General features: G+C 48.3%; 13 protein-coding genes. 6 read left to right on the top strand and 7 right to left on the bottom strand.

Annotation, left to right across the window (positions count from 1 at the left end):
- Together WCO51_03795 and WCO51_03790 are read right to left on the bottom strand one after the other, a co-directional pair.
- On the bottom strand, window positions 1–252 hold a 252-nt coding region (locus WCO51_03795), incomplete at its 3' end, for an FAD-dependent oxidoreductase (protein ID MEI6512380.1).
- Window positions 253–425: 173 nt separating this feature from the next.
- Window positions 426–551, bottom strand: coding sequence for a hypothetical protein (locus tag WCO51_03790; GenBank protein ID MEI6512379.1), 126 nt, complete (start codon window positions 549–551; stop codon window positions 426–428).
- A gap of 114 nt (window positions 552–665) precedes the next feature.
- On the opposite strand from WCO51_03790, the gene umuD reads away from it, so the two are divergent.
- From umuD to WCO51_03775, 3 genes are all read left to right on the top strand, one after another.
- Window positions 666–1,094, top strand: a complete 429-nt coding sequence (gene umuD / locus WCO51_03785; GenBank protein MEI6512378.1) for a translesion error-prone DNA polymerase V autoproteolytic subunit — start codon at window positions 666–668, stop codon at window positions 1,092–1,094.
- Between the two features lie 3 nt (window positions 1,095–1,097).
- Window positions 1,098–2,381, top strand: coding sequence for a Y-family DNA polymerase (locus tag WCO51_03780; protein MEI6512377.1), 1,284 nt, complete (start codon window positions 1,098–1,100; stop codon window positions 2,379–2,381).
- A gap of 153 nt (window positions 2,382–2,534) precedes the next feature.
- A complete protein-coding gene (locus WCO51_03775; GenBank protein ID MEI6512376.1) occupies window positions 2,535–2,780 on the top strand; it encodes a hypothetical protein in 246 nt (81 codons plus the stop codon).
- On the opposite strand, the gene WCO51_03770 is transcribed toward WCO51_03775, so the two are convergent.
- A complete protein-coding gene (locus tag WCO51_03770; GenBank protein MEI6512375.1) occupies window positions 2,749–4,461 on the bottom strand; it encodes an NFACT RNA binding domain-containing protein in 1,713 nt (570 codons plus the stop codon). The two genes, WCO51_03775 and WCO51_03770, sit on opposite strands and share 32 nt — an antisense overlap.
- A 137-nt stretch (window positions 4,462–4,598) precedes the next feature.
- Complete coding sequence (locus tag WCO51_03765) at window positions 4,599–5,681, bottom strand: uroporphyrinogen decarboxylase family protein (GenBank protein ID MEI6512374.1); 1,083 nt, start codon at window positions 5,679–5,681, stop codon at window positions 4,599–4,601.
- 138 nt (window positions 5,682–5,819) lie between these two features.
- On the opposite strand from WCO51_03765, the gene WCO51_03760 reads away from it, so the two are divergent.
- Window positions 5,820–7,658: a hypothetical protein gene (locus WCO51_03760; protein MEI6512373.1), complete on the top strand. Its 1,839-nt coding sequence runs from the start codon at window positions 5,820–5,822 to the stop codon at window positions 7,656–7,658.
- Window positions 7,659–7,716: 58 nt separating this feature from the next.
- On the opposite strand, the gene WCO51_03755 is transcribed toward WCO51_03760, so the two are convergent.
- From WCO51_03755 to WCO51_03745, 3 genes are all read right to left on the bottom strand, one after another.
- Complete coding sequence (locus WCO51_03755; protein MEI6512372.1) at window positions 7,717–8,487, bottom strand: TatD family hydrolase; 771 nt, start codon at window positions 8,485–8,487, stop codon at window positions 7,717–7,719.
- A 116-nt stretch (window positions 8,488–8,603) separates the two neighbouring features.
- Window positions 8,604–9,776, bottom strand: coding sequence for a phosphopentomutase (locus tag WCO51_03750; protein ID MEI6512371.1), 1,173 nt, complete (start codon window positions 9,774–9,776; stop codon window positions 8,604–8,606).
- 249 nt (window positions 9,777–10,025) lie between these two features.
- Window positions 10,026–10,418: an arsenate reductase ArsC gene (locus WCO51_03745; GenBank protein ID MEI6512370.1), complete on the bottom strand. Its 393-nt coding sequence runs from the start codon at window positions 10,416–10,418 to the stop codon at window positions 10,026–10,028.
- Window positions 10,419–10,498: 80 nt separating this feature from the next.
- Between WCO51_03745 and WCO51_03740 the strand changes: the two genes are divergently transcribed.
- Together WCO51_03740 and WCO51_03735 are read left to right on the top strand one after the other, a co-directional pair.
- Window positions 10,499–11,518, top strand: a complete 1,020-nt coding sequence (locus WCO51_03740; protein MEI6512369.1) for a Gfo/Idh/MocA family oxidoreductase — start codon at window positions 10,499–10,501, stop codon at window positions 11,516–11,518.
- Between the two features lie 128 nt (window positions 11,519–11,646).
- A complete protein-coding gene (locus WCO51_03735) occupies window positions 11,647–12,666 on the top strand; it encodes a Gfo/Idh/MocA family oxidoreductase (protein MEI6512368.1) in 1,020 nt (339 codons plus the stop codon).
- The last annotated feature ends 131 nt before the right edge of the window (window positions 12,667–12,797 follow it).

Here is a 12,797-nt window from a genome sequence, read left to right as displayed (position 1 = left end):
TGTGCCGACAGCGCGGATATGGGTCAAGGTGAGGTCGGTATTGATTGCCATCTGACCGCCGAGCGCATCCACCTCCCGAGTAAGCTGCCCCTTCGCCGGTCCCCCGATAGAGCAATTACACGGCATATGCGCGATACGTTCCTTAGAAAATGTCAAAACAGCCGTACGACACCCCATCCGAGCCGCCGCCAAAGCCGCCTCGCACCCCGAATGCCCCGCCCCAATTACAATAACCTCAAATTCACTTCGCATAGCGACTAGATGATACCTAAGCTGAGGGGATAGGGAACGTAGTGCGTATTGCGTAGTGCGTATTGCGTAGTACGTATTCCGGATTCGGGAGGAAAAGCTAGAAGTTAGAGATCAGAGGTCAGACGGATCGAAGCACGATTCGGAAAGCCCCAAACACCTCAGAGTTGTGTCATTCAAAGCCGAAGGCGTGGAATCTGTCTGGAAGGTTCGAGAGGAGGTTGCTTCGGCACAATCAGCCTCGCAATGACACGGAAGAAGAAAGGCTTCGCCAGCAGCGCTTCGCTTTGCTGCCAGAGCATCGTGATTATCCGGAAATACGCACTACGCTTCCCCTCTCCCTGAAAAAGCGGGTTGCAAATCCCGAAATATATAGTATACTGATGTCTGTAGAAAAGACAAAAAGGAGTAGTAAGATGCGTACTGATGTCAACCAAAAAGAGAAGGTTGAGGCGACTGCGGGGAATGTGGCGCCGTTGGCTTCGCCGGTGTGCGTGGGGTTTCCATCGCCTGCGCATGATTCGGCCGATCATCGGCTTGATTTGAATAAGTTTCTCGTCCTGCATCCCTCAGCGACTTTTTTTGTGCGTGCGGAAGGCAATTCGATGACTAGGGCGGGAATTCATCCGGGCGATATCCTCGTTGTCGACCGCGCGCTCAAGCCTGAAAACAACCGAGTGGTAATCGCCATCCTCGACGGCGAATTCTTCATTAAGCGCCTTCGCTTGATGAAGCGCAAGGCCTATCTGCTGGCCGATAATCCGGGCTATAAGCCGATAGTGATTAACCAGGAGCAGGATTTCGAAGTCTGGGGAGTGGCGACTTGGGTGATTCATCGGATTTAAGCTATGAGAAAGCGTCTATTTGCTCTGACTGATTGCAATAACTTTTACGTCTCGTGCGAGCGGGCCTTTAATCCTCGGTTGGAGGGCATCCCCGTTGCGGTGATGTCCAATAACGACGGCTGCATCGTGGCGCGTTCTCAGGAGGTCAAGGCGCTTGGCGTTCCGATGGGATGCGCCGTTCATGAGTACAAGGAGGTCTTTGAGAAGAATGGCGTGGAGCTTTTCTCCGCCAACTTCACCCTTTACGGTGATATGTCCGGCAGGGTGATGGAAACCCTGGCGCAGTTTTCACCGGAGATGGAGATTTATTCGATTGACGAAGCGTTTATGCCCATGGAGGGCTTTGCAGATAGGTCGATGGAGGATTACTGCCGCCATATCCGCCAAACCGTGAAGCAGTGGACAGGTATTCCGGTCTCGATTGGAATTGCTTCGACCAAGACTTTGGCGAAAGCGGCCAATGAACGCGCCAAAAAAGACCCGTGGTATGCCGGTGTGCTGGAGCTTCGCGATGACATAGATGCGGACGAGGTGCTCAAATATGTCGATGTCAAGGATGTTTGGGGAATTGGTCCGGCCCGCGCTGAATTTTTGCGCAGGTATGGGATCAATACGGCGCTCGACCTTAAAAAAGCGCCGGATCGCTGGGTTGGTCAGAATTTAAGCATTATGGGCAGACGCACGGTTTTAGAATTACGCGGTATCTCCTGTATCCCGCTCAATGAAGCCGTGCCTTGCAGAAAAGCTATTGCTCACACACGTTCATTTGGAAGGGCGATAGATAGCCTGAAAGAACTCGAGGAGGCAATGGCACTGTACGTGACGCGAGGCGCCGAGAAGCTCAGAGGGCAGGGGTCGGCTGCAAGCATGCTTCAGGTTTTTATCCGCACGAACTCTTTTCGAAAAACGCCTCAATATTCCCGATGGGTAACGGTTATCCCTTCGGTCGCTACAAGCTACACCCCCGAGCTTATTGGCTATGCGCTCAGCGGGCTTCGGGATATCTATCAGCCAGGATACCGCTATCACAAGGCAGGGGTGATTTTCAGCGCCCTTGTGTCCCAAGGACAGGTGCAATTAAGTCTGTTTGCTTCTCAGGGTCGTGAGGGGAATGAACGTGATTTGAGGCTGATGCAGGCGATTGACCGATTGAACGGACACTGGGGACGAAGCGCTGTCCAACCAGCGGCATGCGGCCTAAGGCGCGGCTGGAAAATGCGTCAAGAAAAGCTTTCGCCAAAATATTCGACCGATTGGAATTGCCTGCCAATTGCCAAGGCATGTTAGTCTAATGTGTCACTAACAGATTGAAATCGAAATTATGTAGAAAACTAGTAAATTTCAGTGAACTCTGTTACCGCAATGGACGTATTCTTTGTTATAATGTAATTAGACGGATATGTTAGAACGCATTAGGACGCGATATCGGGAGGTACGTGTATGCCAAATATAGCTGATGTTGAGACAACCAGGTCCGTACGAAGAGAAATAACCAAGAGAGCAATCGATAGCTCCTTGTTAGATGTACATGCGATGCATGGCGTGGTCTATCTGCGGGGGCGCCTCGGCATACTCACAGGCCACGATATTGATTTGCGCCAAGAGATGGAAAAAATTCTTCACACGATTCGATTGAAGCCAGGCGTGCGTGAAGTCATCGCCGAGATTGAATATCCGAAGAAGTGACATAGAGCGTCTTTTCGTGGCTATAAAGAACTGTTCCAGGAGGAGCGCTCTTAGGTTTCCTTACATATTTCTTTAAAGTGTAATCCACCGGAACAAGTGACGCGTGTTTGCTTGGGCTATTTCGGACGGCGAATTCAGCGGCTTGTTCTAATATTTTCCTGGGCACTTTCAGCGGATTATTTCCCGTTCTAACAACAACATGTGCGCTCACGGCAGCCCGCACGTGAAGCCACCAATCATTCGGACGGGCAACTTTTTGCGTTAGATAGTCATTAGCCTCCGCATTTTCTCCATAAAGAATTTGCCATTTGCCCTCAACCATTATCGTGCGAATGCGCTTTCCCTCAAAAGGCGCCGCTTCCGGCTTACCTTCGGCTGTGAGTGAGATTCGTGTGAGCCATCCATGCTGTACACATGTCTCACGGACCTCATCAACCGCACGCATGTCGTCACCTGCCGCCTCTAGAGCTTGAAAAGTGGATAGAAGGGCATCTCGCTCAAGCTGTAACCGCCCATGTTGAGATATGCGATATTCTGCTGAACCTTTTGCTTTTTTGGCCTTTTTGAAATACCGTTCCGCGTTTTCGATAGCAGTTAGCTCAGGGTCGAGTGGGATAATTACAGACAGTTGTTCGGGATCGGTATAATCCGGAGCTTCGATCGATTCTGATTTGGGCGGTAGATTCGAGCCGTAGGTGAGAATGAGATCACCGAAAAGTTGAAAACGATCCGCTTTTTTGCCCTCTTCAATAGCCTCTCCAATTTGTGATAAAGCTTCTTCACGCGCTGCAAGCGCTCGTTTAAGGGAGCCTTCCAAGCTAGACCGAGCTTGTATTGCCGCTGCCCGAGTGATTGCGCTATCGAAATAATATTCGAGATTGGGTGATATTTGGTCTCGGGGGAATTGGTGATCGGTTGGCGTTTGCTGAAGCGGCATTGGATAAGCGCCGATGGGATGGTTTTGTTCGTCTCGCACTAACACAGGTTCAAATCGCTTCGAAATCACTCTTTCCTGCCAGAGAAAGAAAGCCGCTTCAATATTATTATCTTGCTGCAGGAGTTCTTTAGCCAGGAATGGGCTGATGCCTTCGAACGTCTCAACCAGCCATTTTTCGACGCTGGTTTCACCCTTTTGTTGAAAGAGATAATCAAATCGTTCGCGTATGATCGTGAGAGGGTTGGGTTTGCCGGTAGTTGGAGGTGGGAGGTAGGGACGATGAGGCAGTACTTCGCGGAGCCTGCTTTGCTTCGTTGTAATATGCTTGACGGCATTGATTATCTCGCCCTTTTCGTTGGCAAGGATCAGGTTCGAGTGTTTACCCATCAACTCACCGATGAGGCGATATTGCTGCCCATCCACTCCCTGAAGATGAATATCGAGTATGCGGTCAAACCCAACCTGTCGGATGGTGTCGATAAAGGCGCCTTCCAATGCTTTCCTCAAAGCCATGCAGAAAACAGGGGGTTGTTTTGGGGCTTTGAGGCGTTTTGAGATAAGGTATGCGCGGGCCCAACTTGGGTCAGCAGAAAGCAGGAGGGAATAATCTTGCCTATTACTATGAATTTCCAACACGACATCAAGCGGAGCGGGTTGAGTTATCCTCTGCACCCGTCCTCTCAGAACCCCCTGGCATTCATCTACCACTTCTGCCAGTACAAAGCTGTCGAATGGAATACGCATTTTATTAGTTCTCAATCTCTTAGCGCAGATGTCTTTCCTAATTGTGTCATTGCGAGGATGTTTGTGCCGAAGCAACCTCCTCCATAACCTTCCAGACAAATCCCGCGCCATCGACTCCTAATGACACAACTATAGTGTCATTTATTGTACTTCCTGCCCTCGTCCAGCATGACTAGATAGTTCTCCATCGGCACATAATCGGGAATGGAGTTGCCGGAACCTAATATGAAACCGCCGGATGGGTGGCATTCTTCGATGATTTCTCGTACATAGCCGCGTAATTGCTGTTCTGGGAGGCGCGATAGTTTATCGACATCTACTCCACCAAGTACTGCAATCTTTTGGCCAAATTCTTTTTTGAACTCGCCAATCGGCATGATCACATCCTCATAGGAGTGTTTGCCATCAATACCGACATCTTCAATCAAGTCGGGCACAATCGGCATAACGCGGCCACAAGAGTGCAGGCAATAGAATAGGCCGTTGTCATGGCATAGCTTAGCAAGGCGTTTGTGCCAGGGGAGAACATATTTTCGTAATGCATCCGGTGAAATCAAAGTACCCGTTTTATGCCCCATATCATCGCCTTGAAGGAAACCAATAAGCCCTGGCAGCCCGACTATTCGAGAATAAAAATCATAAATCGCCTGACCGGCCTTGTCGAAACATGCTTGCACCAGTTCGGGTTCATCATAGAGCAGATACGAGAGGGTTTCGATGCCCATGATGTCATTTTTAAGCGCCTCGAAAATGCCACCATTCGAGCTGGCGATAATACCCATGCCATCTGGTTTATGTGTTGAGATATATTCATAGCCCCAAATATCACATGTTTTTCCGGATGGCCAAGGATATTTTTCAAAATCTTCCCATGTGCTAATTGCGCCGCCCGCCTCATTGACCCATTTCCTACCATCTGGTCCGGCCACATTATTGGTGGTGGTAAAATTAACTCCGGCTTCATAACGAATGATGTCATAACCCAAGCGATAGAAAATTTCTATAAAATTATTATAATATTGAGCGGCTTGGTCTCTATCAGGTCCTTCAGGAACCCAATCCCTGTTCAAGACCTCCCGAATAATGCGTTCTTTGACCGGATTATTGATTAAATATTCAATAAAAGTCACTCGATTCGGGGCTGTTCGCCTATATAAGACGTCCAAGAAGTAATTGACGTCTGGTTGGGGGTTTTGAAGAGGGAAATCAAACCATCCCATATCACTATCCTCCATTATTTATAACTAGAAAACACTAGTATAACATGAGCCGCCTGGCCTGAGTTGGATTGTCAGTGTGGTTTGTGTCATAATGCTACGTTGCCATTAGCACAACCTCAAAGGAGGGCGTCTCAACCTGTGAGTGCATCTACAGCTACAAAGCATCAGCAAGAATTAACAAGAAGCTATATCGACTATGTTCTATTAGGATCGATCGCGGACCTCGGTACGTCCGTACGTCTAGCAGATTTAGCCGAACAGCTCGATAATCCCGAACTTAACGCCAACATAACTCGCGTTTTGTTAATGACCAATTCGGACAAATTTGTATACGCAGACCGTCGCTGGACTACCGCTGCGCGTAATTTCTCCTCTAATAAACCGATTAATGAAGCAATTAAAGAGATAATTGGCTTTTTTGAAGGCCCCTTATCAGTTCATCAATTGGCAACTCAATGCGCAGTCATTTTTGGACGCCCTGTTGAGTACTACGATGAGATAATAGAACGGGTGGCAAAAAGCTCACCAGATGCGTTCGTTACCTCTAGCGGCATGATTGGATTGAGGGAATGGCTTTACGCGGCGAGCGACGAGACCGAAGAGAATGCCATTTACTTCAACAATATGAAGCGCTCGGAAATTGAAAAATGGGAATCGGTTGCAAATGAAATCGATTGGAACCAGCCAAGCGCGCCTGTCGAATTTTTGAAAAAGGCAAAGAAGCCGGTTTCTATGCGAGTGATTGGGTTTTTTGCATGGCGAACTCTTAACCCGCCTGATCTGTATTCTTCGGGATATTACAATCCTGTTGAAGTATTCGAGGCAATTCAAAACAGCGAAGATTTCTATTATGGTCCCGATGGACTTTGGTACCCTGAATCACAGGCAAAGAAGTGGTTCAAACAGGCTATCGAATTAGCAGAAGAACTCGCCCCAACCGTTGAGGTTGAGGAAGCTGCCCCGCTTACTGTTACTCATGAAGAATTGGAACAACTAGTCGATCGAATTCTCAGTACAGAGGATGCAACGACCGTTACCAGCCTCCTTGCCGATGTCTATGAAGTTCTTTCGGATAGCAAGAACTTTGCAGAGGATAAGGGAACAGTCGTTAATGCTCTGAAGCAAGATGAGCGTGTTCTGTGGGTTGGTGGAGACCGCTTCCGAGAGTCTGAAACACTGCCGCCTTACGTTCATACTGTTCCTGAAGTTTTAGAATTTCCTCCGCCGTTCGATACTGAGGAAGAGATTGATATCGAACTGGTTGACGAAGGATTTTCTGCGAGCTTGCGTAAAGAAATCTCGCTACCGCTTGCGCAGGATGTTCTTGATGAGGAAATCATCCTTACTCCTACAGGCGCAAAGGAATCCGAAGTTCGCGGTGTTTTAATGTCTCAACATCACGAAATCGGCACATTCCCGCTCAGCCAAATTCCACATGCCTTCTTCCCAGTGGATCCTCTTTTGGTTGAACTGGAACTGCGCGATCCGGATGGTCGCAAACTAAATGTCTGGGTGAATTACGAAACTCGCCTGATATACGGTTTCTTCGAATGGTTTATTGAGAAAGAAGCTGAATCGGGTGCAGTATTTACCCTTAAGCGAACAGTGGAACCGACAGTTTATAAGTTTGAATGGCTGACGGATACCGACCCATTACTCAGCATTACCCCGAACCGTATGGAAGAGCTTCGCAATTTGCAGGCGCGTTCAGCGGAGATGTCAGTGTTCGAAATCGTCTCAGACGTTATGGAGCGCTATTCTAAGGGCACTGACTTCCTATCGATTCTTGCTGAAGTCAATGTCGTTCGCCGTACGCCACGCCGAATGGTAGCATCGATTTTAAGTGGTTACCATTGCTTCTTCCAGCGAACTGGTTCGCCGATATGGCTTTACGATGCTAAGAAGTTAGATCAAGGCTTCGATAAGACCAAACGCAAGTACATCAAGAAACCCAAAGTCCCTACGGACTTAATATAGCCCTTCAAAAAAAGCCCTCCCGATTTCGGGAGGGCTTTTTTAATTGGGGAAATAGTGTTTATAGCTTCTTAAATAGATTATGGGCATTCGTGTAGACTTGTTCGGCGAAAAGTCCTTGGCCAATGCCTAAGGCTTCAGCTATCTTTTGAGCCACATAAGAAACATAAGCAGGTTCGTTACGTTTGCCTCGATAGGGATCGGGGGTTAAGTAGGGGGCGTCGGTTTCAGTCAGGATACGATCTGGGGGCAATGAACGAACTATCTCACGTAGGCCGCGGGCATTTTTAAAGGTTATTGGACCTGCTATTCCTAGATAAAGCCCCATATTGAGAGCTTTCTCGGCATCTTCTTCTGAGCCTGAAAAGCAGTGTAATACCCCTCCATTTAATGCCGGCAATTCTTGTTTAAGAATAGAGAGCATTTCTGGGTAAGCATCGCGGCAATGAATTATAACAGGGAGAGAAAGCTCGTTAGCCAAAGCTAATTGAGATAGAAAAGCACGATGTTGAGCTGGACGTGGTGAGAGGTCTCTGTAGTAATCCAGGCCGATTTCTCCGAATGCAATCACTTTTGGTTGTATTGCCAGTTCGGCCAACTCAGCCAAGGCCTCTTCATTAAAGGTTTCTGCCTCATGAGGATGAATTCCAACAGATGCATAGACCGGATCATACTGTGCGGCCTGCTTGACGGCCTTGCGACTGCTTGGAAGGTCATAACCAACGACAATGAATTTTTCAACGCCTACTGTTTTAGCGCGCGAAATGGCTAAATTGGCTTCATTCAAGAGGTCCTCATGATTTAAATGGCAGTGTGTATCAATTAATTGCATTTTTTGTAGCGATTGGTAAATTAAAAATTACGTTCTAGCCCTGCAGCTGTATGCCATTCTACCAGGGCAAACTCCTGAATAGGTATTTACCTTTTCTTCTATTTCGCATTTGATTTTCATGCTATAAGCGACTTGCCTGCAGACGGGAGGGCAACGCCGAATACTTGTGCGATGGTGGCGCCAATATCCGAGAAGGGAGTTCTTGTTCCATAATCGATGCCAACTTGAAGAATAGGTGAATAGACTAAAATTGGGACATGCTCGCGGGTATGATCGGTGCTGGGAGTCGTCGGATCGTTGCCGTGGTCTGCGCTTATAATTAGAAGGTCTGTCGGCTTAAGTTTTGCCATAATCGCTAGAGTATATCCATCGAATGTTTCTAATGCTTTAGCAAAACCGGCTGGATCGTTTCGGTGCCCATAAAGCATATCGAAATCCTCGAAATTCACGAAAATAAGTTCGGTATTGCTCTCCATCGCAAGCATTAACGCTTCAAAATGCTCAACGTTATTTTGGGTGCGTTTCGCATCACTAAAGCCTCTTCCTTCAAAAACCTCCGGAACAATCCCTAAACCAGTTGTGTGAACCCCGGCGGCGGCTAGGTGATCGAGAACGTTTTCAGGGGGCGTTAAAGTGAAGTCCTTTCGATGCTCTGTGCGCTTGAAATCCCATGGCCCATTGCCCAAAAATGGCCGCGCAATCACCCTTTGAACAGCGTGTGGGCCTTTTAGTATGTTGCGCGCGATATGACAAATTTCATAAAGACGATCAGGCGGGATAACTTCCTCATGGGCGGCAATCTGGAAGACGCTATCGGCGCTGGTATACACAATCGGCTTGGCTGTTTCCATATGCTCTCGCCCAAGTTGTTTAATAATCTCAGTGCCAGAAGCAGTGTAATTGCCGATAATATCTGAGCCGATCGCTTTGCAAAATGGATCGATTATCTCTTGCAGAAAGCCATTTGGGTAAGTTGGGAAGGGGGTATCGAGAATAATCCCCATCATTTCCCAGTGCCCAGTGATTGTATCTTTACCGCCTTTCGAAAGAGGACATAAACGCCCATAAGAGCCAATAGGATAAGGCAGCGGCTCACCACCTGCCAACTCCAACACATTCCCAAGCCCTAACTTGCGAAGGGTCGGAATATTCAGCCCCCCAACGGCAACGGCAGTATTGACAAGTGTATTGCCAAGGTCTTCACCCCTATCCCCAAACATCGCTGCATCCGGCGCCGCCCCAGCTCCACACCCATCCATAACAATCAAAACAACCCGTTTAATGTTCATATCCAAGGAGTATGGCACATGGGATGACTAGTGCATAGTTCGGATTCCAAAACCCTCCCCTAGCGCAGAGCGGGTGAGAGATGGGAAGGGAGATTCAGAAGCCCTTCGATATGCGACACAGATCCGCTACTCAGGGAGGCGGATTCTTTTAGCTTTCCCCAATCCCAACTCCACTTCCCTAGATAGCCCTCAAGGCCATATCGAAATGGGTTTTGGCAAGCAATAGCATAAAATGAGATTGTCTTTCGCCTACATTCCCTCTATAAGTACCTTTACCCTTCTTCCTATCTCATCTCGAACAGCTCGGAATTCGTCTGGGGGGAGGGATTTTGGATCAGATAGGTCCCAGTCGAGGTGTTGTTTGGCAGGAACATAAGGGCAGACATCGCCGCAGCCCATCGTCACTACATAATCGAATTCATGCGTAGGCAAGTCATCAAAACCGGTGGAACTTTGGGTTGAGATATCGATGTCTAGCTCGCGCATGAATTCGATTGCTTTGGGATTGATTTCACCCCTAGGCTTTGAACCGGCGCTGTAGGGCTCAATCATATCCCCTCCAAAAGCATGTGCAAACCCTTCGGCCATCTGGCTTCGGTTTGCGTTTTCAATACAGATAAATAGAACCTTTGTTTTTGCCATATCCTTATTATGAACGACTAGCAGATGGTAAGGTAGAATTGTTTTTGCCGATTTTGAGGTTTAAATGAATGAGGGGGATAATGATGAGTAAATATAGGCTTCTACTAACAGGCTGCGGTAGTGCCGGGTTATGTGCCGTTGGAGTAGCTGAAGAAGCAGGACGAGGCAAACTTGCCGCCATATTTGACCCTCGTGAAGCTGCGATTAAGGAGACCCTCTCACTTTATCCCGATGCCATACCGGGTGATGATTACGTTCAGCTTCTTAAAGACACCAAACCCGATGCAGTAATAATCGCAGGGCCTGACCACTTACATGCCGAACAAGCGGTTATTGCCCTGGAGCATGGGGCACATCTACTCATCGAAAAGCCCCTTTCCACTACCGTTGCCGATGCCCGCAAGATTATTGATAAGGCGAAAGAGACTGGGCTGCACGTGATGGTAGATCACACCGAACGCTATGCTTGGCCGAACAGGGAAATCGCCCTCGCTGCAAAGGAAGGTCGAGCGGGGAAAATATTCTTTGTGCAAGGCGATTATGCCTTTGACCATTGGCCGTGGTATTCGGAGAAGGGTGAGTACTATACCCCCTGGCGTATCGACAAGAATAACCCCCAGAACATTCTCTTTGGCGGAGGCTACCATTATTTGGATTTGATGCTATGGGTGGTTGGTTCAGAGGTTGAGGAAGTTTATTGTTACAGTAATAAGTTCTGCGCACCCGAGTTCCCCTCCGATGACTGCCTGATACTCATCTTCAAGTTCGAAAACGGGGTACTCGGCAAATGTTTTATCAGTTGCGGTTGTAAACACCCCGGCGCTGCGCAACGAATTGAGGTCTTCGGCACCGAAGGCACACTCACAGGCCAAGCAATGCTGCAAAAAGGCCGAAACGGTCAAGAGCAACTTGAAAAGATTACCGGCGAGTTAATCGGCGGACACGGTTGGGGCGAAACGGTCATAGAATTCTTAGATCTACTCGATGGAAAGATTGAAAACCCCATCCCTGCGACCTTCGCCGCAAAAACCGTCGCCCTCTGCGAAGCCGCCCTAAAGTCCCTGAAATCCCACAAACCCGAAAAGCCTGAAAGAGTTTAGTTTTACATGGTTTCGGCAGACGTAATAAACAGGATTTTCGTCCGATTGACGCTTGGCAAGAACGACTAGCAGATGGTAAGGTAGAATAGTTTTTGCCGATTTTAAGGTTCAAATGAATGAGGGGGATAATGATGAGTAAATATAGGCTTCTACTAACAGGCTGCGGAGATGCAGGGTTATGCGCGGTTGAAGTGGCCGAAAAAGAAGGACGAGGCAAACTTGCCGCCATATTCGACCCCCGTGAAGCTGCGATTAAGAAGACGCTGTCCCTCTACCCCAATGCCGTTCCGGGTAATGATTACGTTCAACTCCTTAAAGACACCAAACCCGATGCGGTAATTATCGCAGGGCCTGACCACTTGCATGCCGAGCAAGCGGTTATTGCCCTGGAACATGGGGCACATCTACTCATCGAAAAACCCCTTTGCACCACTGTTGCCGATGCCCGCAAGATTATTGATAAGGCGAAAGAGACTGGGTTGCACGTGATGGTTGACCAAACTCTACGCTACGTTTGGCCGAACAGAGAAATTTCTCTTGCTGCAAAGGAAGGCCGCGCGGGAAAGATATTCTTTGTACAAGGCGATTATGCCGGCGATCTCTGGCCATGGTATTCGGAGGAGGGTGAAAACTACACACCCTGGCGTATTGATAAAACTAAACCCCAGGATATCCTTCTCGGCGGCGGCTGCCATCCTTTGGATTTGATGATGTGGGTGGTCGATTCGGAAGTTGAGGAAGTATTTTGCTACAGCAATAAGTTCTGCGTTCCCGAATTCCCATCCGATGATTGCCTGATACTCATCTTCAAATTCGAAAACGGTGTGCTCGGCAAATGTTTAATTAGTTGCGGCTGTAAACACGCCGGAGCTGCACAACAGATTGAAGTTTTCGGCACTGAAGGCACACTCACTGGCCAAGCGATGTTACAAAAGGGCAGAAATGGTCAAGAACAACTCGAAAAGATAACCGGCGAGCTCATCGGCGGTCACGGCTGGGGCGGATCGGTCATAGAGTTCTTAGATTTACTCGAAGGAAAGATTGAAAACCCCATCCCCGCCACCTTCGCCGCCAAAACCGTCGCGCTCTGCGAAGCCGCCCTGAAATCCCTGAAAACCCACAAACCAGAAAAGCCGGAAAGAGTTTAAATTTACAAGGTTTCGGTAACAAGACAAAGCACAGTAGAACCAGCGTATCGCCGGCTCTGTCCCTAACGTCCCAACGAGACGTCATTCCGAGCGTAGTCGAGGAATCTTCCGGAAGACCCTTCGACTACGCT

The organism is bacterium, from assembly GCA_037131655.1.
Taxonomy (GTDB): domain Bacteria; phylum Armatimonadota; class Fimbriimonadia; order Fimbriimonadales; family JBAXQP01; genus JBAXQP01.
This window is presented reverse-complemented; position numbering and strand designations above follow the sequence as displayed.